The organism is Flavobacterium endophyticum (genome assembly GCF_003634455.1).
GTDB classification, from domain to species: Bacteria; Bacteroidota; Bacteroidia; order Flavobacteriales; family Flavobacteriaceae; genus Flavobacterium; species Flavobacterium endophyticum.
In genome coordinates, this window is sequence record NZ_RBLC01000001.1 from 1,589,359 (window position 1) to 1,611,512 (window position 22,154).

General features: G+C 36.7%; 24 protein-coding genes. 21 read left to right on the top strand and 3 right to left on the bottom strand.

Annotated elements, in window-relative coordinates:
* Nucleotides 1–13: 13 nt before the first annotated feature.
* The gene (locus CLV94_RS07260) at nucleotides 14–1,066 is read right to left on the bottom strand and encodes a ferredoxin--NADP reductase (protein ID WP_121375741.1); all 1,053 of its coding nucleotides are present in this window, start codon (nucleotides 1,064–1,066) and stop codon (nucleotides 14–16) included.
* Between the two features lie 124 nt (nucleotides 1,067–1,190).
* On the opposite strand from CLV94_RS07260, the gene CLV94_RS07265 reads away from it, so the two are divergent.
* From CLV94_RS07265 to CLV94_RS07365, 21 genes are all read left to right on the top strand, one after another.
* Nucleotides 1,191–1,526, top strand: a complete 336-nt coding sequence (locus CLV94_RS07265) for a PadR family transcriptional regulator (RefSeq protein ID WP_121375742.1) — start codon at nucleotides 1,191–1,193, stop codon at nucleotides 1,524–1,526.
* On the top strand, nucleotides 1,526–2,224 hold the full coding sequence (locus tag CLV94_RS07270) for a hypothetical protein (RefSeq protein WP_121375743.1): 699 nt from the start codon (nucleotides 1,526–1,528) through the stop codon (nucleotides 2,222–2,224). Before CLV94_RS07265 ends, CLV94_RS07270 begins: the two co-directional genes overlap by 1 nt.
* A 54-nt stretch (nucleotides 2,225–2,278) precedes the next feature.
* Nucleotides 2,279–3,751: a DUF5687 family protein gene (locus tag CLV94_RS07275; protein WP_121375744.1), complete on the top strand. Its 1,473-nt coding sequence runs from the start codon at nucleotides 2,279–2,281 to the stop codon at nucleotides 3,749–3,751.
* Nucleotides 3,752–3,792: 41 nt separating this feature from the next.
* Nucleotides 3,793–4,488: an ABC transporter ATP-binding protein gene (locus CLV94_RS07280; RefSeq protein WP_121375745.1), complete on the top strand. Its 696-nt coding sequence runs from the start codon at nucleotides 3,793–3,795 to the stop codon at nucleotides 4,486–4,488.
* Nucleotides 4,489–4,677: 189 nt separating this feature from the next.
* Nucleotides 4,678–7,329 (top strand): type IX secretion system periplasmic lipoprotein PorW/SprE, encoded by a 2,652-nt coding sequence (gene porW, locus CLV94_RS07285; protein WP_121375746.1) that lies wholly within the window; start codon nucleotides 4,678–4,680, stop codon nucleotides 7,327–7,329.
* A 1-nt stretch (nucleotide 7,330) separates the two neighbouring features.
* A complete protein-coding gene (locus CLV94_RS07290; RefSeq protein ID WP_121375747.1) occupies nucleotides 7,331–7,741 on the top strand; it encodes a bactofilin family protein in 411 nt (136 codons plus the stop codon).
* Complete coding sequence (locus CLV94_RS07295; RefSeq protein WP_317125110.1) at nucleotides 7,704–7,934, top strand: AtpZ/AtpI family protein; 231 nt, start codon at nucleotides 7,704–7,706, stop codon at nucleotides 7,932–7,934. Before CLV94_RS07290 ends, CLV94_RS07295 begins: the two co-directional genes overlap by 38 nt.
* Nucleotides 7,934–8,317, top strand: coding sequence for a hypothetical protein (locus CLV94_RS07300; RefSeq protein ID WP_245982481.1), 384 nt, complete (start codon nucleotides 7,934–7,936; stop codon nucleotides 8,315–8,317). Before CLV94_RS07295 ends, CLV94_RS07300 begins: the two co-directional genes overlap by 1 nt.
* Nucleotides 8,318–8,451: 134 nt before the next feature.
* Entirely contained in the window at nucleotides 8,452–9,597 is a 1,146-nt protein-coding gene (gene atpB / locus CLV94_RS07305) for a F0F1 ATP synthase subunit A (RefSeq protein ID WP_121375749.1), read from the top strand.
* Nucleotides 9,598–9,636: 39 nt separating this feature from the next.
* Nucleotides 9,637–9,837 carry an ATP synthase F0 subunit C gene (gene atpE, locus CLV94_RS07310; protein ID WP_044401428.1) on the top strand — a complete coding sequence of 67 codons (201 nt, stop codon included), beginning with the start codon at nucleotides 9,637–9,639 and terminating at the stop codon, nucleotides 9,835–9,837.
* 81 nt (nucleotides 9,838–9,918) lie between these two features.
* Nucleotides 9,919–10,410, top strand: a complete 492-nt coding sequence (locus CLV94_RS07315) for a F0F1 ATP synthase subunit B (protein WP_121375750.1) — start codon at nucleotides 9,919–9,921, stop codon at nucleotides 10,408–10,410.
* A 1-nt stretch (nucleotide 10,411) separates the two neighbouring features.
* Nucleotides 10,412–10,945: an ATP synthase F1 subunit delta gene (gene atpH, locus CLV94_RS07320; protein WP_121375751.1), complete on the top strand. Its 534-nt coding sequence runs from the start codon at nucleotides 10,412–10,414 to the stop codon at nucleotides 10,943–10,945.
* 38 nt (nucleotides 10,946–10,983) lie between these two features.
* Nucleotides 10,984–12,561 carry a F0F1 ATP synthase subunit alpha gene (gene atpA / locus CLV94_RS07325; protein ID WP_121375752.1) on the top strand — a complete coding sequence of 526 codons (1,578 nt, stop codon included), beginning with the start codon at nucleotides 10,984–10,986 and terminating at the stop codon, nucleotides 12,559–12,561.
* A gap of 92 nt (nucleotides 12,562–12,653) precedes the next feature.
* Complete coding sequence (gene atpG / locus CLV94_RS07330) at nucleotides 12,654–13,511, top strand: ATP synthase F1 subunit gamma (RefSeq protein WP_121375753.1); 858 nt, start codon at nucleotides 12,654–12,656, stop codon at nucleotides 13,509–13,511.
* A gap of 118 nt (nucleotides 13,512–13,629) precedes the next feature.
* On the top strand, nucleotides 13,630–15,093 hold the full coding sequence (locus CLV94_RS07335) for a lipopolysaccharide biosynthesis protein (protein WP_121375754.1): 1,464 nt from the start codon (nucleotides 13,630–13,632) through the stop codon (nucleotides 15,091–15,093).
* Between the two features lie 37 nt (nucleotides 15,094–15,130).
* A complete protein-coding gene (dut, locus tag CLV94_RS07340; protein ID WP_121375755.1) occupies nucleotides 15,131–15,565 on the top strand; it encodes a dUTP diphosphatase in 435 nt (144 codons plus the stop codon).
* Nucleotides 15,566–15,652: 87 nt separating this feature from the next.
* Entirely contained in the window at nucleotides 15,653–16,015 is a 363-nt protein-coding gene (locus CLV94_RS07345; protein ID WP_121375756.1) for a four helix bundle protein, read from the top strand.
* Nucleotides 16,016–16,076: 61 nt separating this feature from the next.
* Nucleotides 16,077–17,087, top strand: a complete 1,011-nt coding sequence (locus tag CLV94_RS07350) for a sugar phosphate nucleotidyltransferase (protein ID WP_121375757.1) — start codon at nucleotides 16,077–16,079, stop codon at nucleotides 17,085–17,087.
* 20 nt (nucleotides 17,088–17,107) lie between these two features.
* Nucleotides 17,108–18,460 (top strand): tetratricopeptide repeat protein, encoded by a 1,353-nt coding sequence (locus CLV94_RS07355; protein ID WP_121375758.1) that lies wholly within the window; start codon nucleotides 17,108–17,110, stop codon nucleotides 18,458–18,460.
* Complete coding sequence (locus tag CLV94_RS07360) at nucleotides 18,460–19,230, top strand: DUF4292 domain-containing protein (RefSeq protein ID WP_121375759.1); 771 nt, start codon at nucleotides 18,460–18,462, stop codon at nucleotides 19,228–19,230. Before CLV94_RS07355 ends, CLV94_RS07360 begins: the two co-directional genes overlap by 1 nt.
* A 23-nt stretch (nucleotides 19,231–19,253) precedes the next feature.
* Nucleotides 19,254–20,510: a murein hydrolase activator EnvC family protein gene (locus CLV94_RS07365; protein WP_121375760.1), complete on the top strand. Its 1,257-nt coding sequence runs from the start codon at nucleotides 19,254–19,256 to the stop codon at nucleotides 20,508–20,510.
* Nucleotides 20,511–20,545: 35 nt separating this feature from the next.
* On the opposite strand, the gene CLV94_RS07370 is transcribed toward CLV94_RS07365, so the two are convergent.
* Together CLV94_RS07370 and CLV94_RS07375 are read right to left on the bottom strand one after the other, a co-directional pair.
* Nucleotides 20,546–21,058 carry an acyl-CoA thioesterase gene (locus CLV94_RS07370; protein WP_121375761.1) on the bottom strand — a complete coding sequence of 171 codons (513 nt, stop codon included), beginning with the start codon at nucleotides 21,056–21,058 and terminating at the stop codon, nucleotides 20,546–20,548.
* Between the two features lie 108 nt (nucleotides 21,059–21,166).
* Nucleotides 21,167–22,102, bottom strand: a complete 936-nt coding sequence (locus tag CLV94_RS07375; RefSeq protein WP_121375762.1) for an HU domain-containing protein — start codon at nucleotides 22,100–22,102, stop codon at nucleotides 21,167–21,169.
* Between the last annotated feature and the right edge of the window lie 52 nt (nucleotides 22,103–22,154).

A 22,154-nucleotide genomic window follows, 5' to 3' on the forward strand; every position in this document is an offset into this window, starting at 1 on the left:
TTATGTTTTTCGATTAAACATCATCAAAATCAATATAGATTTCTGCTGAAGTTGGATGTGCCTGGCAAGTTAAGGTCAATCCTTCGGCAATCTCGCGATCGGTCAAGATAGAATTCTTTTTCATTTCGGCAGTACCGGAAACAATTCTGGCGATACAGCTGCTGCAGATACCTCCTTGACAAGAGTAAGGAGCATCGATTCCTTGCTTTAAGGCGGCATCGAGAAGTGTCATTTTTTGCGACATGTCGAAAGTAGTTTCTTCATCGTCTACCAAAACGGTCACTTTGCTATGTCCTTCTAATGATTCTTCAATCTTATTTTCTTTAGTCGAAGCAGAAAACAATTCAAATTTAATGTCCTTTTCTTTGATGTTGTTTTCCCTCAAGACGTTATTTACGACATTGATCATTTCTTCCGGACCGCACAAATAAAACTTGTCAAATTCTACAGAAGCATGTTTGTTTTTCAATACAAAATTCACTGCGGATTTTTCGATTCTTCCAAATAAGGCATTTTCGGCTCTTGCCTGGCTGAATACATAATGTACGAACAGTCTTCCGGTATATTGGAGCTGCAGGCTGTGCAATTCTTGATGAAAAATAGTTTCGTCTGGAGTTTTATTGCCATAAATCAAAACAAAAGTGCTTTGTGGTTCTTTTTCTAAAACGCTTTTAAGTATCGACATTACTGGCGTTATTCCGCTTCCGGCAACAAAAGCAGCATAATTTTTTATCCTGTTGGAGTCTGGCTCAAAAATGAATTTTCCTTCTGGCGAACCTACTTCAATCGTATCTCCGGCTTTTAACTGCTTGTTTGAAAACTGAGAAAAGGCTCCGTTTGAAACAGCTTTGATTGCAATTCGTAACTCACCGCTGTCAGGCGAAGAGCAGATGGAATAGGCGCGACGGATTTCGTTTCCGTCAAGCGTCAACTTTAGATTTATATATTGTCCGGCGACGAAACTATAATGCGATCTTAATTCTTCTGGTACGTTGAACAACACAGAAACAGCATCTTTTGTTTCTCTCCTGACTTCTTTTATTGTTAGTTTATAAAATGTAGACATTCTGTATATTTTATGCAAAAGTAAGCATTCCCAAAACTTTTTTAAATAAGAAAACCTTAAAAAATAATACCTAACTATTTTATGTATAAGAAACTTATGTATATTTGCTTTCTAATGCTGAAAAATGAAAAACTCTCAATTGTATAAAGGAAGCCTTAATACCATAATAATGAAGTTATTAGGGGAAAATGGGCGAATGTATGGTTATGAAATCACGCAGAAAGTGAAAGAAATAACCAAAGGGGAATTGAATATCACTGAAGGCGCTCTTTATCCGGCATTGCACAAATTAGAAGCCGAAGGATTGCTAGATGTTGAGGTTGAAAAAGTAGATAATCGTCTTCGGAAATATTATAAGCTTACAGAAAGTGGCCAGACCGAAACGGTAAGCCGCCTGGCAGAACTAGAAGAATTTATAAAAAACATGCAAAGTATAGTAAATCCTAAACTAAGCTATTGATGAAATTAAAGGAACAGCAAATCGACCGATTATACCAATTCACGCGACAGCATTTTGTAGAGTGGTATGACCTGCAATCGGAATTGGTAGACCATTTGGCCAATTCAATCGAAGATAGGTGGAAAGAAAATCCGAAATTGACTTTTGAAGAAGCATTACAGTTAGAATTCAAGAAATTCGGGATTTTCGGATTTATGGATGTTGTCGAAGAACGCCAGAAATTCTTAGGAAAAAAATACGCAAGGATAATTTGGAAATACTATAAGGAGTTTTTCCGATTGCCTAAAATTCTCCTGACTTTGGGAGCCATGTATGCCTTATATATTCTTTCTGAAGCTTTGCAGGATACCCAAATTCTATATCTCTGCGTTTTGGGCGTTATTGGATTTGTGTCTAGCTTCGAAATTTATAAAGTCACCAAAGCCCAAAGATTACGAGAGAAAGCAACAGGAAAAAAATGGCTTTTTGAACAAACGGCCAGTATTTTTGATATCTATCCGATTACGTTCTTGCCGGTACAGATAGTCAATTTATCAGGCGCTTTTGGCGATGAGAATTGGAATAGAGGAACAGCGATTTTTGGTGCTGTAATTCTAGTGTTATTTGCACTTTTACTATATGTACAGTGGAAAGTCGTACATAAAAAAATGTCAGAAGAAATGGGCCGAATCTATCCTGAATATGAAATCTCAAAATAAAGTGTAACGTTTACATTTTTTATTCTACTAATCCACAAAACCAAACCAAACAAGATGTTCAAAAAATTCCTCATGCTCGAATGGAAATCTTTTTTCCGTTCGGCTTCCTTCAGGACCAACCTCGCTTTAAAAATACTGATGGTTTTTGGAGCGATTTATTTCACCTTGATTTTCCTTTTTATGGGAATCGGCGTGTTCTATCTGATTAAAGAAGAACTCAACCTGGATCCTATTCTTGTCGTGAACCGATATCTGATCTATTATATCCTTTTGGATCTGATGATACGGCTTTTTCTTCAGAAGATTCCAGTGATGAATATTCGTCCGCTATTGACATTGCCGATCAAAAAATCAACCATCGTAAACTTTGCTTTAGGAAAGACGATATTGTCGTTTTTTAACTTCGTGCATTGCTTTTTCTTCGTGCCGTTTTCAATAGTATTGGTCATAGAAGGATATGATATTGTCAGCATAATTCTTTGGCATATAGCTTTGATGGCGTTAGTCTATGCAAATAACTTCTTCAACATACTATTAAACAATAAAGACTATCTTTTCCTTATCTTTATTGGAGCCGTGTTGGCTTTGGGAACTTTGCAATACTACGGCCTGTTTGATATTACGAGCTATACGTCGGTTTTCTTTCAAGGATTGTTCGATACGAAATACCTTTTCCTTTTACCGATTGTTTTATTGATTTCTTTATACCTTATCACGTATACTTACTTCAAGAAAAACCTTCATTTAGATACGGGACTTTCTTCAAAACACAGTGTAGCCAAAACCGAACAATATACTTGGCTAAACCAATTTGGAACGATTGGTACATTCCTTAAAAATGACATCCGATTGATCAAGCGAAACAAGCGTTCAAAAACCACGATTTTTATGAGCGTCTTATTTCTTTTTTATGGATTGCTTTTCTTTTCTGGAGGAATTGAATCCTATAATAATCCGATGATGCACATGTTTGCAGGGATTTTTGTGACGGGCGGCTTTTTGTTCACTTTTGGCCAATTCGTGCCAAGCTGGGATAGCGCCTATTATCCGCTAATGATGACCCAGAACATTCCTTATAAAGGATATCTGAATTCAAAATGGTGGCTGATTGTTATTGCAACGGCAGTTTCGACAGTAATCGCTTCTTTTTATCTCTATTTTGGATTAGAAATCTATCTGATTATTATTGTTGGAGCGGTTTACAATATTGGCGTAAACTCTCATTTAGTATTGCTCGGCGGCGCATTCACTAAAACTCCGGTTGACTTAAATTCTGGCAAAGGAGCTTTTGGAGATAAAAAAGCGTTCAATGCAAAAACAATGCTCATCTCTTTGCCAAAATTATTGCTCCCGATGATTATCTATGCCTTAGGCTACTATTTGATTAATCCGACAATGGGACTGGTATTGGTGGCCTTGACAGGAGTTTTAGGATTTGCCCTAAGAAATAAGGTTTTTACAATGATTGAAAAAGTGTATAAAACCGAAAAATATAAAACAATAGATGCTTACAAGCAAAAAGGATAAATTCGAACACTAAAAATCTAACGATATAAAACATCGAAAAAATGATACAAGCAAAAAATCTTTCAAAAGCATATAACGGAACAACCGTATTAAAAATAGACCATCTTGAAATCCAAAAAGGCGAAAGCTTCGGATTGGTCGGAAATAATGGCGCTGGGAAAACTACATTTTTCAGCCTGTTGCTCGATTTGATTCAGCCAACGACAGGAGAAATCATCAATAGCGGTTTCAGAGTCGACCAAAGCGAAAACTGGAAAACCGTGACTGCTTCTTTCCTAGACGAAAGCTTCTTGATCGGTTATCTGACTCCAGAAGAATATTTCTATTTCATAGGCGATTTGCGCGGGCAAAATAAAGCCGATGTAGATGCTTTGTTGAAAAAACATGAAGAGTTTTTCAACGGCGAAATCCTGAACAGCAAAAAATACATCCGCGATTTCTCAAAAGGAAACCAAAAGAAAGTCGGAATCATTGCCACATTGATAGGCAATCCGGAAGTTATCATCCTTGACGAACCTTTCGCTAACCTTGATCCGACTACACAATTCAGGCTTAAAAAGATAATCAAAGAACTGGCCGACAATCCGGAAATTACGGTATTGGTCTCAAGCCATGACCTTCTCCATACTGTTGAGGTATCCAATAGAATCGTTGCCCTTCAAAAAGGCGAGATCGTAAAAGACATCCAGACATCAGCAGAAACGCTAGAAGAATTAGAGCGATTCTTTGCTGTCTAATTGAAATTACAAAAGGCCTCGATTACGAGGCTTTTTTTTTTGCACTAAACAGCCGTGTCAAGGATAAGAAAACATTACGAAGCGCAAAAAATCGCCTATTTTTTTCCCCATATCAAAAAGAAACGTATTTTTACCAGTCATTATACTAAAACTGACTTTTAAAAGTTAAAGAATAAAAAACGTTTGACATTGAAAACCAACATACTTAAATACGCCCTTCTGCTTGGATTTTTTGCTTTTTTGATAGCTTGTTCTACAAAAAAAGACACCTTCATTAACAGAAACATGCATGCTCTGAGCACAGAATACAATATTTTGTATAATGGCGAAATTGCGCTGCAGGCAGGGATTACCGAGCTGAAAACACAGTATAAAGATAATTTCTGGGAAATTCTTCCAGTAGAAAGGATGCAGGTAAATCAAGAAACCATGCTTCCGGGCGACAAAAAGAACCCGAATTTTGAGCGTGCGGAAACAAAAGCCATCAAGGCGATTCAAAAACATTCGATGTATATTGAAGGAGGCGAAAAAAACCCTCAAATGGACGAAGCGCATCTTTTGCTTGGAAAAGCACGTTATTATGACCAAAGATTTGTGCCAGCTTTAGAGGCCTTCAACTACATCCTATACAAATATCCAAACAGCGATAAGATTTACGAAGCAAAAATCTGGAGAGAAAAGACCAATATGCGAATGGAGAATGATGCGTTGGCCGTAAAAAATCTTCGTAAGCTTTTGGAAGAAATAAAATTTAAAGACCAGATTTTTGCAGATGCCAATGCAACTCTAGCACAAGCGTTCCTTAATATTGAAGAAAAAGACAGTGCCATTTCAAAATTAAAGCTGGCAGTAGAATATACTAAAGAAAGCGAAGAAAGAGCAAGATATTATTTTATTCTAGGACAGCTTTATGATTCACAGCATAAAAAAGACAGCGCTATTGCAGCCTATCAGTCAGTAATTGACATGAAAAGGAAATCGCCACGTCGTTATGTTATCCAGGCTCATGCAAAACAAGCACAATATTTTGACTATAAATCAGGCGATACTTTAGCCTTTGTCGAAAAATACAAAGACCTTTTAGAAGATAGAGAAAACAGGCCTTACCTTGATGTCATCAATCACCAGATGGGATTGTTTTATGACGCTCTTGAAAAAGATGAAGAAGCGAAAAAATACTACAATAAGTCCTTAAGAGCAAATTCTCAAGACAATTACCAGATTGCGTCAAACTATAGAAACTTGGCAGAAATCAATTTCAATGATGCGAAATATTCTGTAGCCGGACAATATTATGATAGTACGCTGGTGCGTATGGACCAAAGAACCCGTGAATATAAGGCAATCAAAAAGAAAAGAGAAAATCTTGTTGATGTAATCAAATACGAAGCAATTGCTAAAACAAATGACAGCATATTGCACATTGTTGCTTTATCAGATGATGGTAAAAAAAGCTTCTTTGATGAAGTCATTGCACGCTTGAAAAAAGAAGATGAAGAAAAGGCAAAAAAAGCATTATTAGTTAGCCAATCTCAACCGGCAGGTGTACAAAATTCTGACGCAACTGATGAAGAAGTCCTTAAAAGCGCTTCAAAAGCCATGTCAAACAAAAGCAAGCAGGCGGCATTGGCTGAAGAAATGAGCATGGCTCCTCCCGCAGTTGGTGGTTCTACCGCATCGAACTTCTATTTCTACAATCCGACCACAGTAGCTTACGGAAAAAACGAGTTTAGAAAAAATTGGGGCAACAGGACGCTGAAAGACAATTGGAGACTTTCTCAAGGGAAAAGCAAAATTGGTTTTGGCAATGATGATACAGGTAGCGAAGAGGTTGCTTCAAGTGAGGAAACTGATACCAAAGAAGAAAAAATTGATGTCCGTTATACTGTAGATTATTATTTGAAACAGCTTCCTACAGAACAAAAAGCAATCGACAGCTTGGCAAAAGAAAGAAACTTTGCCTATTATCAATTAGGACTTATATACAAAGATAAATTCAAGAGATACGAATTGGCCACAGGAAGACTTGAAAAACTATTGGAGAACAATCCAGAAGAAAGACTGATCTTGCCATCGATGTACAATCTGTATAAGATTTATGAGGTGACAAACAGAGAGAAAGCTGAAGCGATGAAACAAAGAATCATTTCACAATATCCAGAATCGCGCTATGCTACCATATTAAAAAGCTCACCGGCAGATTTGATCAAAGCCAACGATACGCCCGACGCAGCTTATAATAAACTGTTTAAGATATATGAATCAGGGCAATACCAAGCCGTCATAACAGAAAGCGAAGCGTTGATTGAGCTGTATGCAGGCGAAGATATTATACCAAAAATTGAATTGCTTAAGGCTAATACGATTGGTAAACTAAAAGGTTTGGATGAATACAAAGGCGCCTTAAATTATGTAGCTCTGAACTATCCAAACAGCAAAGAAGGTAAAGAAGCTGAAAGTCTTTTGGCAACCAATATTCCACAATTGGAAACAATTGCTTTTGACAAAGAAATCCCGATTAGCTGGAAAATACTGTACAAAGTTGGGCCAAATCCGGACGATAAAAACACAAAAATCCTTCAAGAAAAAATCAAGAAATTTGTTTCGGAAAGGACAATCGATAAGCTTTCCACCTCTTTTGATGTCTATACTGTAAATGAAAGTTTTGTTGCAATTCACGGAATCAAAACTGAAGAAAATGCAAAAGACATTGCATCCATATTAAAAGATTATAAAGATTACAAGATTGCTGACAACGCCATAATTATTTCAAACGAAAACTATAAAGTCGTTCAGATCAAGAAAAATCTTGTTGATTACTTAACAATCAAAAAGCCATAAAATGTTTGATAAGAATCCCAAATCCTATACAGACCTTTTAGGGAAAACCAACAGGATTGTTGAAGGAACCGTCATAAAAGGCGATATCATCTCTCAAGCTGATTTTAGGCTTGACGGAGAGCTCATCGGCAACTTTCAGTCCAAAGGCAAAATTGTAATAGGCCCAGCCGGGAAAGTCATCGGAGATATCATCTGCAGGAATGCCGACATAGAAGGGAAATTCGACGGCAAGATAGAAGTGATGGAAATCCTCAATGTAAAATCCAAAGCAAAAATCTACGGCGAAGTCATTGTTGGGAAACTATCGGTTGAACCTGGAGCAGAATTCAGTGCGTCCTGCGCAATGAAAGCCAATGTGAAAAACCTAAATCCAAATGATGGAAAACAACGACCAGAAGAAAAAATCGCTTAGCAAATGGGCTGCATTGATGAATATCCCTTTTCAGATGGGAATCATCATTTTCGCATTTACCTATTTGGGAATGTGGCTAGATGAAAAATATTCAAACGGTTCTTCTATTTGGACGATTGTATTGTCTCTGTTTTCGGTTTTTATAGCACTTTATAATGTAATCCGGCAGGTAAAAAATCTAAACAAAAAATAATGCACAAGTTATTCGCTTTTCTAAAATACTTTATCCCCTTTTCAGTAATCCTTTTTGTTGCGCAATTTTTTATCACAGAAAAGCTATTTGTAGGCACCGTTTTTTTCTATCAGACGTGGAGTATTTATGCGTTTCATATCATCGCAACGCTTCTGATTTATCTTTTTCTCCTTTTTGTAAATAAAAATTTCTTTGATAAGACGGGTTTTGCCTTCCTAGCAGGAAGCGTTCTCAAGATGATGGCGTCTGTAGTTTTTCTGGTTCCGCTGATTCAGTCTGACGTAAATGACCCTATAATTGATGTCGCGGCCTTTTTTATTCCTTATTTTTTATTCCTTTTTTTCGAAACAATTTTTGCAATTCGTTTAATAAACAATCGCTAATTGTCGTGAATATTAAAGAATTATTATTCAAATGCCAATTTACTAAAAATTATATTGATATATTTTCAAGTATGAATTAAATATGTACCTTTGCAAAAATTTTTGAAACGTAAAATTAGATACACAATTTAATAATGGTAATTTCAAATAAACCACTCCAATTCATTTTAGCTGCTTTTTTAGCGTGTGTTCCCTTGGCGAGCTTCGGTAATACAACGGTTGACAGTATTTATGTTAAAACTGAAGCGGCAAATCCAGTACACGGAAGCCACAAAGAATTAAATGCCCACGAAGAGGAAGAGTTTAATGCAAGCGAATTGATTAATTCGCACATTGGAGATTCTCATGATTTCCACATTGCAGATTGGAATGGCCATCCGATATCGTTCAGCCTTCCGGTAATCTTATGGACGGATAACGGATTGACGATTTTTTCTTCAAAAGAATTCCACCACGACAATACAGGTCACCACGTAGTTTCTGTAAACGGTCAAAATTTTGTTCGTTACAATGAAGTAATTTTTTACGCAGATAAATTTGAGACATTGACGCAAGATGAAAAAGGAGCTTTCAATTTTGAAGCAAGACCTTTGGATTTCTCAATCACTAAAAATGTCTTTTCAATGCTGATGTCGGCAATCGTACTTTTCTTGTTGTTCTCTGCTGTTGCACGTTCGTACAAGAAAAACAAATTGGCGCCTAAAGGATTAGCTGGTTTCTTGGAGCCGTTAGTTACTTTCGTTAGAGACGACATTGCAATTCCAAATATCGGTCACAAGAAATATGCGAAATACATGCCATACCTTTTGACGATATTCTTCTTCATCTGGATTAACAACTTGATTGGTTTGATTCCATTTTTCCCATTCAGCTCCAACTTGACAGGAAACATATTTTTTACTTTCGTAATGGCGTTGATTACTTTTATAGTAACAACTCTAAGCGGAAACAAATACTACTGGAAACACATCTTGCTTCCTCCAGTTCCAAAAGCATTATATCCGATCATGGTTCCGATTGAAATTATCGGTATGATCACGAAGCCTTTCGCATTGATGATTCGTTTATTTGCGAATATTACTGCAGGTCACATTATCATTTTAAGTTTAGTTTCTTTGATTTTCATCTTTAAGACAGTAGCGATTTCTCCAGTATCTGGTGCTTTTGTATTGTTCATGAGTGTCTTGGAAATGTTAGTTGCAGCATTGCAAGCCTATGTGTTTACATTGTTGACAGCGTTGTTTATCGGTCAAGCTGTAGAAGAGCACGATCATCATTAATTGAGTTTTATTAATTATTAACTATATAAATTTATTATTATGGTATTAGCTGGAATCGGTGCTGGATTAGCTGCAATTGGTGCAGGAATTGGTATTGGAAAAATTGGTGGATCTGCAATGGATGCTATTGCTCGTCAGCCAGAAGCTACTTCAAAAATTCAAACTGCTATGATTATCGCAGCTGCACTTATCGAAGGTGTTGCTCTTTTCGCAGTAGTTGTTGCATTAATTGCAAAGTAATTTAAAGTAAATAAAACTTCCTGAAACGGTTGGTTTCAGGAAGTTTTTTAAAAAAGACAAACAAATTAAATATATAAGTTTATGAATTTTACTGCACCAGAGAGTTTAGTTTTTTGGACAACAATTATCTTCATAGTTTTCTTTATTCTTTTAAGAAAATTTGCTTGGAAGCCTATTTTAGGAGCTGTAAAAGGACGTGAGGAATCAATCAATAATGCATTGGCATCTGCTGAAGCAGCGCGCAAAGAAATGCAAAATCTTACTGCAGACAACGAGCGTATCTTGCAAGAAGCTCGCATGGAGCGTGATGCTTTATTGAAAGAAGCTCGCGAAATGAAAGAGAAAATGATTGCAGATTCTAAACATGAAGCACAAATTCAAGGAGAAAGAATGATCGAGCAGGCAAAAACTGCTATCGAAGCTGAGAAAAATGCAGCTATGGCTGAATTGAAATCTCAAGTTTCATCGTTGTCTCTTGAAATTGCTGAAAAATTATTGAAAGACGAATTGTCTAACAAAGAAGCTCAAACCAAATTGGTTGAGAAAATGTTAGGTGACGTAAAATTAAACTAATATGTCAGGAACTAGAGCAGCGATTCGATACGCAAAAGCAATTTTAGATTTAGCGCTAACCAATGGAGCAGCGCAAGAGGTCTATAATGATATGACTTCGATTGCATCAACAGTAGCTGGTAATGAAGAATTGAATACGTTCATTCAAAACCCTACCATCGGAGTTGGTGTAAAAGAGGCAGCCCTGACAGAAGTTTTTTCAGGAGTAAATGGAGTGACTAAAGGTCTTTTCCACTTGCTTTTCGAAAACAAAAGATTTGAAATTCTTGCTGCTATTGCGTCACAGTACAAAATTCAGTTTGATGAAATGAACGGCCTTGAAGTAGCGAAAGTAACTACGGCAATTCCAATGGATTCTAGCTTAGAGGCTAAAGTTTCTGAGAAGATCAAAGAATTTTCAGATAAGAAGATTACCATCGAAAATATCGTAGATCCGTCCATCATCGGAGGATTTATCTTAAGAATAGGCGACAAGCAATACAATGCTTCAATTGCCAACAGATTACAAGTTTTAAAAAGAGAGTTTAGTAATTAGTTTTACCACACGATAAAGTGTATAAATTATAAAACAAAATGGCGGAAATTAAACCTGCTGAAATTTCAGCAATATTAAAAAAGCAATTATCAGGTTTTGAATCTGGTGCTACGCTGGAAGAAGTTGGAACAGTACTTCAAGTTGGAGATGGTATTGCTCGTGTTTACGGGCTTTCAAATGTTCAATACGGTGAGCTAGTAGAATTTGATAACGGTATGGAAGGTATCGTCTTGAACTTGGAAGAAGATAATGTGGGTGTCGTTCTTTTAGGACCATCAACAGGAATCAAAGAAGGTTCTACAGCAAAAAGAACACAGCGTATTGCTTCGCTTAAAGTTGGTGAAGAAATGGTAGGCCGTGTAGTAAACACGCTAGGACAACCAATCGATGGTAAAGGTCCTATCGGCGGAACACTATATGAGATGCCATTGGAAAGAAAAGCTCCAGGAGTTATCTTCCGTCAGCCAGTAACTGAACCATTACAGACAGGTGTAAAAGCTGTTGATGCGATGATCCCAGTTGGTCGTGGACAAAGAGAGCTTGTGATTGGTGACCGTCAAACTGGTAAATCAACAGTTTGTTTGGATACTATCCTAAACCAAAAAGAATTTTATGATGCAGGTCAGCCTGTATTCTGTATATATGTTGCAATTGGGCAAAAAGCTTCAACTGTAGCAGGAATTGCTAAAACATTAGAAGAAAAAGGTGCAATGGCGTATACGGTCATTGTTGCAGCTAACGCTTCTGATCCAGCTCCGATGCAAGTGTATGCTCCTTTTGCAGGTGCTGCAATTGGAGAATACTTCAGAGACTCTGGACGTCCAGCATTAATTGTTTATGATGATTTATCTAAACAAGCGGTAGCTTACCGTGAGGTTTCTCTTCTTTTGAGAAGACCACCAGGTCGTGAGGCTTACCCTGGAGACGTTTTCTACCTTCACTCAAGATTGTTAGAAAGAGCTTGTAAAGTGATCGCTAATGATGACATTGCTAAGAACATGAACGACTTGCCAGATTCGTTGAAACCAATCGTAAAAGGTGGTGGATCGTTGACTGCATTGCCAATCATTGAAACTCAAGCGGGTGACGTTTCTGCATATATCCCAACAAACGTAATCTCGATTACTGACGGACAAATTTTCTTGGAGTCTGACTTGTTCAACTCTGGAGTTCGTCCTGCGATCAACGTAGGTATCTCTGTATCTCGTGTTGGAGGTAATGCTCAGATCAAATCAATGAAAAAAGTAGCAGGTACTTTGAAACTAGATCAAGCACAATTCCGTGAATTGGAAGCGTTCGCTAAATTTGGTTCTGACTTGGATGCTGTTACCTTAAACGTAATTGAAAAAGGTAGAAGAAACGTGGAAATCTTGAAACAAGGTTTGAACGATCCATATACTGTTGAAGATCAAGTTGCGATTATCTACGCAGGTTCTAAAAACTTATTGAGAAACGTTCCTGTAAACAAAGTAAAAGAATTCGAGAAAGATTTCTTGGAGTTCTTGAACAACAAACATAGAGATACTCTTGATGCTTTGAAAGCTGGTAAACTAGATGACAAAATCACTGATGTTATCGAGAACGTAGCTAAAGAAGTTTCAGCGAAATATAACTAAATTAGTCAAACGTCTTAAAGACAAAAGTCTAAAGGTTCAGTACTTTTAATACACTTTTGTCTTCATGACTTATGACTTTAGACTAAAATAAAATGGCAAACTTAAAGGAAATCCGTAATAGAATTACTTCCGTTTCATCAACGATGCAGATTACATCGGCGATGAAAATGGTTTCTGCTGCAAAGCTTAAGAAAGCGCAAGATGCCATCACGGCCATGCGTCCTTATGCCGAAAAACTAACTGAATTGTTGCAAAACGTCAGTGCTTCTCTTGACGGAGAAAGCGGCGGTAAATATTCTGACCAAAGACCTGTAAACAAAATTCTTATCGTTGCAATTACTTCTAACAGAGGTTTGAGCGGTGCTTTCAACTCTAACGTGGTGAAAGAAACTAAGAATCTTGTGCAAAATTATGCAGGAAAAAAGGTTGATTTTATTACCATCGGTAAAAAAGGTAATGACATTATCAAAAAGACAAATAACGTAATTATTAATAATAACGGTGTATTTGACGATTTGACTTTCCACAATGTTGCCGAAATTGCAGAACAATTAATGAAGCTGTATGCAGACGGAAGCTATGACAAGATTGAATTAGTTTACAATCAGTTCAAGAATGCTGCTACGCAAATTATCATTACTGAGCAATTTTTGCCAATCGTTCCAGTGAAATCAGAAAGCAAAAATCAAGTAGATTACCTTTTTGAACCTTCAAAAGAACAAATCATTGAAGAGTTGATTCCTCGTTCATTAAAAACGCAATTGTACAAAGCTATCAGAGACTCTTTCGCTTCAGAGCACGGAGCTCGTATGACGGCAATGCACAAAGCAACTGATAACGCGACAGAATTGAGAAACCAATTGAAATTGACTTACAACAAAGCACGTCAGGCAGCAATTACCAATGAAATCCTAGAAATTGTTGGTGGAGCAGAAGCTTTGAAATCATAAAGAATATTTTTTCTAAAAGAAAAGCCGGCTTTTTGCTGGCTTTTTTTATTATTGAATTTCTGGTGTATCAAAACCAAAGAATTAGCTATTTTTGTTAAATAAATTTGACAAACCTATTTTGAGCTTATATAAAAATCTTTTCAAGCAGACAGCGATTTACGGACTTGCAACGGTTGTTCCAAGAATGTTCAGCTTTTTCTTAGTGCCACTGTATACCGAGCTGTTGCCAAAAGCCGAATATGGGCAGGTCAATATTATTTTTGCTTACTTGATTTTTTTCAACGTCATTTTAGCCTACGGAATGGAAACTTCTTTCTTTAGGTTTTACAATACAGAAGACGACAAAAAAACGGTTGTCGAAACCTCGACAGTTTCTATTTTTTGGACGACGCTGCTCTTTTTAGCCGTGGCGCTCCTGTTCAGAACTTCAGTGTCAGAATTCTTAGATATAGATGTGCAATATATCACATATGTCATCTGGATATTGGCGCTCGATGCATTAGTGATTATACCGTTTTCAAAGTTAAGAGCAAGACAAAAGCCGATGTTTTATGCCACAATCAAGATTGGAAATGTAGCTGTAAATCTTGGACTCAATCTCTTTTTCTTGATTTATCTTCCTGAAATAGCCAAGGAAAATCCAGATAGTTTTATTAGTTCTTTATACTTTGAAGATTTTCAGGTTGGATACATATTTGTCTCCAACATCGTTGCCAGTCTACTTACATTGTTGGTTCTCTTACCAAACTATCTCCACGTCAAATGGCACTTTGATTTTCAGCTTTGGAAAAAGATGATGCGTTATGGCTTTCCTATCATGATTGCCGGAATTGCCTTTGCCATCAACGATCAGTTTGATAAGATATTATTAAAATATTTGCTTCCACCCGCTACAGCAGAAGAACAGGTCGGAATTTATTCCGCTTGTTATAAGCTCGGGCTTTTTATGGTTTTGTTTAGGACGGCGTATACTTTAGGAATTGAGCCTTTCTTTTTCAGCCATGCTTCTAATGAAAACGCCTCGCAGACCTATGCTACCATCACGAAATACTTTGTGATATTTGGCTCTTTGATGACATTGGCTGTTATTGTTTTTGCAGATGTCCTGAAGCTGGTTATGATTCGCGACTCTTCTTTCTGGGATGCTATGGGTGTCGTGCCGCTTATTATATTGGCCAACTTTTTTCTCGGAATTTATACCAATCTTTCCGTTTGGTACAAGCTTACGAACCAGACGCACATTGGCGCTTATATTTCAATTGTTGGAGCCATCATAACATTAGCCTTAAACTACTTATTGATTCCTTCTATCGGCTACTATGGCTCTGCAATTGCCACAATCGCGGCCTATGGAAGCATGATGCTTATTTCATATACGTTAGGAAACAAATACTACCCGATTCCGTATGACAAGAAAAAAATTGGAGCCTATCTCGGTATTTCAATTCTCTTTTCATTTATCTATTTTTATGGATTCAGAGAAAATTACTGGGTAGGAATACCAATGCTAATCCTATTCATGTACTTTATCTATTTCAATGAAAAAGAAACCATACTCAGGATTATAAAAAGAAAAGCGTAAGTACTAAATTTATCCAAAACCTTTTACCTTTATACAGATGACCATTAAAATCATAAACAAATCCCAACATTCACTGCCGAATTATGAAACGTTAGCTTCCGCAGGAATGGACTTGAGAGCAAACCTTTCAGAATCGATTACATTAGCGCCGTTAGGAAGAGCTATCGTAAAAACCGGACTTTTTATTGAATTGCCTATCGGTTACGAAGCACAAGTTCGTCCACGCAGCGGTCTTGCGGCTAAAAAAGGAATAACAGTCCTAAATTCTCCAGGAACAGTTGATGCCGATTATAGAGGTGAAATTGGAGTGATTTTAGTAAATTTATCAAACGAAGCTTTTGTTGTTGAAAATGGCGAAAGAATCGCACAATTGATTATTGCAAAACATGAAAGAGCCCTCTGGCTGGAAGTAGAAGAATTATCTGAAACTTCTAGAGGAGAAGGCGGATTTGGCAGTACAGGAGTAAAGTAAGTATACCCTCTACGTATTTCAAAATTCAAGATTCCAAGTTGAAAATTCCAAATTTCTATTTTCAACTTTAAAATAAAACTAAAAGCCATGAAAAAATTTGATTTACACGAAAGACTAATCGATTTTGCAGTTCAAATTATAGCCATAACGGATAATCTAAAAATATCAAAAGCAGGAAATCATTTATCAGGACAAATTGTTCGATCCGGAACTTCACCGTCATTAAATTATAGTGAAGCTCAAAGTGCAGAATCTCGAAATGATTTTATACACAAAATGTCTGTTGTTTTAAAAGAACTCAGAGAGACTCATTCCTGTTTGAAAATTATTTATAAAGCAAAATTATATTTAAAAGAAGATTTAGATTTAACGGTTGCAATTAGAGAAAATGATGAGTTAATTTCAATATTTGTAAAAAGTTTAGAAACATCAAGAAGTAAAAACAAATAAATAAGTAAGGTTGAATTTCCAACTTGGAATATTCAATTTTGAAATAAAACACGAAAAATACATGAAAATAATAGTCCCAATGGCCGGACGCGGCTCACGTTTAAGACCACACACATTAACCGTTCCAAAACCTTTGATTCCAATAGCAGGCAAGCCAATCGTTCATAGGCTGGTTGAGGATATCGCTGGCGTAATCAATCAAGAAATAGAAGAAATAGCCTTTATCATTCACAAGGATTTCGGCAAGCAGGTAGAAGTTGAATTGATCGAGATTGCAGAAAAACTCGGAGCCAGAGGCGTAATTTATTACCAAGAACAACCTCTAGGAACTGCCCACGCGATCATGAGCGCCAAAGAATCAATGTCAGGACCAATTGTAGTGGCTTATGCTGATACACTTTTCCGTGCCGATTTTACTTTGGATACCGAAGCTGACAGCGTTATCTGGGTAAAGCAAGTTGAAGATCCTAGCGCTTTTGGCGTTGTCCAATTAAATGATAAAAACCAAATTGTTGATTTCGTAGAAAAACCAAAAGAGTTTGTTTCCGATTTGGCAATTATCGGAATTTATTATTTCAAGTCAGGCGAAACTTTAAGAAGCGAATTGCAATATTTATTAGATAATAATGTTGTAAAAGGAGGAGAATACCAGTTGACAGACGGTCTCGAAAACATGAAAGAAAAAGGATTAAAGTTTGTTCCTGGAAAGGTTGACGAATGGATGGACTGCGGTAATAAAAATGTTACAGTCGAGACTAATTCTAGAATGCTAGGATTTTTGCACAACGATGGCGAGCATTTGGTGGATTATGATGTGAAGTTGGAAAATTCAACGATTATCCCGCCATGTTATATCGGCAAAGATGTTATCTTGATCAATGCGACTGTAGGTCCAAATGTATCTTTAGGAAAAGGTAGCCATGTTGTAGACAGTACTATAAAAAACAGCTTGATCCAAAACCATTCGCATATTAAAAATGCCAAATTAGACAATGCAATGATTGGAAACCATGCGAGCTTTGATGGAAAGTTTACAAGCATAAGCATCGGCGATTATTCAGTTTTGGAATAAAATTTGATAAAAAAACCATTATGAAAATCAAGAATTATCTTTTATCGTTTCTTTTCTTTGGAATGCTCAGCTTTCCGGCGCAAGTTTTGGCTCAAGCCGAACCCGATGATATTGCCCTAGCAGAAGATGCTTTTCAAGATAATTTTTATGAATCGCTCAAGCAAAAAGGTATTGAAAATTATGACAAGGCAATTACAGCCTTAGAAAAATGCCTTAAAACCCAACCGCAGAATGCCACAATCTATTACGAATTAGGAAAGAATTATCTCAATCTTAAGGATTATAAAAAAGCCTATGATTTCTTTGTGCAAGCTTCGGTTTTAGATCCAAAAAACAAATGGTTTTATGTCGGAATGTACGATGTTTGCTATCAAACAAAAGATTATTCGCAAGCCATACTAGTCGTAAACAAATTAATCGAATTCGATGTAAAATATAAAGAAGACTTGACGTCGCTTTATATGTACACAGACCAATATGACAAAGCTTTAGCACTGATAAAAGACCTAGACGAAACCCTTGGAGAAACGCCTCAAAGAAATGCGTACAAGCAAGAAATCCTAAAAGATTCGAAATACAGGGTTGGAGAAAAAGACCAGCTTTTGGAAGCTATTAAGAAAAATCCGAAAGATGAGTCAAAATATATTGCTTTGATCTATCTCTATTCAGAAAGCAATCAAGAAGAAAAAGCCTATGAAGTGGCAAAAAAGCTAGAAAAAGAAATCCCTGATTCTGAATTTGCGCAGGTAGGGCTGTTCAAATTTCATCTCAACAATAATGATGGAGAAAAAGCAGTTCTTGCCATGAATAAGGTTCTCGAAAGCAAGAAAATAGATTCTACAGTAAAATTTAAAATCCTCAAAGAATTTCTAGTTTTCGTAAAAAATAATCCGCAATTCAATACCGATTTGGATAAGGCAATTGGCTATTTTGACAACGAAAATCAAGTAGCATTGACCAAAGAAATCGGCAAGATTTTTTATGCAAGGAAAAACTGGGAACGCGCAATCCATTATCTTGAAATCTACTCGAAAAACAATCCGCAAGAAATAGAATCAAATATCTTTTTACTTCAGGCCTATACAGAAAGCTCGCAATTTGATGTGCTGGCCAAAAAAGCTTCAAACCTGATTGACTTTTTTCCATTACAACCGGACTTTTATTATTATTCAGGATTGGCGAACAACCAACTGAAAAATTATAAAAAAGCAAAAGAGTTTTTAGAAATGGGGATGGATTACTTAGTGGATAATAAGAACTTGGAAATTAATTTTAATATCCAACTAGGAGAAGCCTACAATGGATTGGGAGATGCCAAGAAAAAAGAACAGTATTTCTTAAAAGCCGACCAATTATTAAAACAAAAAAAATAATGAAAAAATATATAATTATAGCATTAGGCATTTTCTTTTTTTCCTGTAATTCCAAAAAAGCAGTCATAGCAGAAGGCAACGCCAGCGAAGTAGTCGCTTCTGCAAAAGTCATAGAAAACCATTATAAGCTCAAGAGAAACTTTTCTACAGTCTATATCAAGTCCAGCGCTAAATATAAAGACGACAAGATGTCTCAAAGTGTTTCTGCCGAAATTCGAATCAAGAAAGACGAGCAGATTCTGGTAAGTATTAGATTTTTAGGGATTACAATGGCTAAGGCATTAATTACGCCTAAGGAGGTGAAATATTATGAAAAGATAGGCAACAAATTTTTCGAAGGCGATTATTCTACCCTGAGCAAATGGCTTGGCACCGAACTTGATTTCCAAAAAGTACAGAACATGCTGATTGGCGAAGCCATGGATGACTTAACCAAAGGAAAATATACAACGACGATTGATGAAAATCTTTATAAACTAGAAGATAACTCAAATAAAAATACGGCAAAATCGTTTTATTTTGAAGCCGCAAATTATCTGATAAAAAAGCAAGAAGTGGTCCAGGCAAAAGAAGACAGAAGATTGCAGATTAGCTATCCGAGCCATAAAGAATATCCTGAAACCGTTTTGCCAGCACAGCTTATAATCGATGCCATGCAAGGTGGAAAGAAAACAAATATCAACATCGATTATAATTCAGTTTCGTTCAATGAAAACTTAACTTTCCCATACAGCGTTCCTGATGGGTATGAAAGAATATATATTGATTAGATTTGCACAAACATATCCAAGTTATGCCAAAAACCATACTTACCTTCCTTCTTCTGCTGACAGCTTCCCTAGTTTGGAGCCAGAATGATACGCAGCGAAAATTGGAAGAACGTAAAGCACAGCTCCAAAAAGAAATCAGGGCGGCAGAAAATGCCTTGAAATCGGAGAAGAAAAAAGAAAAATCTGTCGTAACCCAGATTAGCCAACAAACGGTAAAAATTAAGCTACAAGAAAAACTGATTGCTACGACTGAAAAACAAGCGAAGCTTTTGAGCGATGACATTTATACAAATCAGCTAAAAATAAATTCCCTTAAAAAAGAACTGGAAGAGCTCAAGAAAGATTATGCAGCAATGATTGTAAAGTCGTATAAGAGCCGTTCAGAGCAGAGCAGAGCGATGTTTTTGCTGTCTTCAGAGAATTTCCTTCAAGCGTATAAAAGAGCGCAGTACATGAAGCAATACTCCAATTATAGGAAAAACCAAGGAGAAGAAATTAAGGTAAAGTCTAATGAGCTGACAGCTTATAATGAAAAGTTAGGATTCCAAAAAAAGGAAAAACAAAAACTGATTGTTGAAAACGAAAAAGAAAAGCAGGAATTAGAAAAAGAAAAGCAGGAGCAAGAAAAAATAATGAAGTCTATTAAAAAGGACGTCAAAAAATATACTGCTGAAATCAAGAAAAAACAACAAGAAACCAAAGAGATTGATCGTAAGATCGATAAATTAATTCGAGAAGCTATCGCAGAAGCCAACAGAAAAACGGCAGCAGCTAATAAAAAAGCCAATCCAAAAGCTACAGTTGCTGAAACAAAAGCAATCGAAAACTCTACTAAAATTGTCTTGACTCCAGAAGGAAAAATAATTTCAGATAATTTTAAAGCTAATAAAGGGAGATTACCTTGGCCGGTTGCAAAAGGATTTGTTTCATTACGATACGGTGATCAGCCTCATCCACTGCAAAAATCAATCACTGTCCACAGCAGCGGTGTTGAAATCAGCACGGATTCTGGATCTTCTGTACGATCCGTATTTGCGGGAGAAGTTACAAGAGTACAGCTGATATCGCCGAATAACATGGTGGTTTTTGTCCAACATGGAGATTTCTATACCGTATATCAAAACCTGAGTTCAGTAAGCGTTGCTAAAGGGAATAAGGTTACAGCCTTACAAAACATCGGAAAGATAACAACTAATGCCGCAGGAAAGACAGCCTTGAAATTTGTCATCATGCAAAATTCAACGACATTGAATCCGCAGACCTGGCTGGCTAATATGTAATAGAAAAAGGGAACCAATTTGGTTCCCTTTTTTATTTATTCCGTAAATAAAGCTTTTAATTCAGTCGCCTCATTCGGCTTCATTTTTCCTGCTAAGACAAGGCTGAGCTGCTTTCTTCTCAAAGCCGCATCAAAGCGTTGCTTTTCCAATTCCGTTTCAGGAAGGATGGCAGGAACTTCTACCGGACGTCCGGTCTCATCAACAGCAACAAAAGTATAGATAGCCTCATTGGCCTTATTTTTTATGCCTGATTCGCGATCTTCAATCCATACATCAATATAAATTTCCATTGATGTTTTGAACGTTCTGGAAACTTTCGCTTCAATAGTCACGACACTCCCTAAAGGAATCGCACGATTAAAAGCCACGTGGTTGACCGAAGCCGTAACGGTAATACGTCTGGAATGTCTTCGAGCCGCAATGCTTGCCGCTCTGTCCATTCGAGCCAGCAATTCGCCGCCAAAAAGATTATTCAAAGGATTTGTTTCGCCTGGCAAAACCAAATCGGTTAAAACCGCTATAGATTCAGAAGGAGTTTTCGCTTGCATCGTTTTTTTTTGCAAAGGTAACAGATATGCTAGTAAATCATATAGCTTCTGGAGCAATAAAATTTTTCAAAGCAAAAAAAAAATCCCGAACGAGTCGGGATTGATTTTTTATAATTCTTGAATCAGAAGCCAGGCTTCAGGATTTTCTGTTTTTTGAATTTTTGACATTGCTTTTTGAGCTTCTGCATAGTTTGAAAAACTTCCGTAAAGCACAGGATGAAGACCGTGTTTGTTCTGCGCTATTCTTCGTGCTTTGTAACCTTTAGCGCTTAGCTTTTCGAATATTTTTTGTGCATTTTCTTCATTTCTAAAAGCACCTGCAACAATATGGTAAGCCAGTTTTTCTTCTTTGATAGTAAGTTTTACAGCTGGTAGCGGACTTTCAATAAAGAAAGTAGCTTCTTGTATTTTATCTTGTACTTTTTTCTGAACGGCTTGCTGCACGATCAGGTTTTCAGAATTAATCTTTTCTTGGTAATAGTTGTTTCCAAAAAATCCAGCTGCTCCAAGTCCAAGGACAAAAATAGCAGCATATTTAAGATAGGAAGTATTACTTCTTCTTTCAGGAGTGAAAAGTATAGGAGCTTTTTCTTCTAGAGCTTCTACTTCTTCCTTATAAACCTCTCTTTGGATTTTTGGAGAAACGAATGTGCTTAATCCAAAAGAATCTGTCAAGTAGTTCAAATTATCTGAAGGCTCGAAAACAAGATTTTGTTCTGAATTTAACGACAGTTGTCCAATGTTTTTTAAGAGGATAGCTTGGCCTTGCTGCAAGGCAAATTTCCAACCAGCAACTGCTGCTTCGATGTTTTTTATAGCCTCTTCGTAAGAGATTTTTTCATATTGCGAGATGTGATTCGCAAGCAATCCGTCATTGTTTTTCAAATGAAAATTAAAAGAAACCAATTTCCTTGGCGGATAAAATGCCATAGCGCTTTCATTAAGCCTCGCCGATTGGATTTCGGTAAGAAAAGCACCAAAACCAGGAACAGCGACACATTGGTATCGATACAAAAGTTGGGAGATGTAAAATTCAATCTTCATAGAAACAAAGTTACTTATTCATTAGTCAGGTCAAAATTTTATCAACAAATTT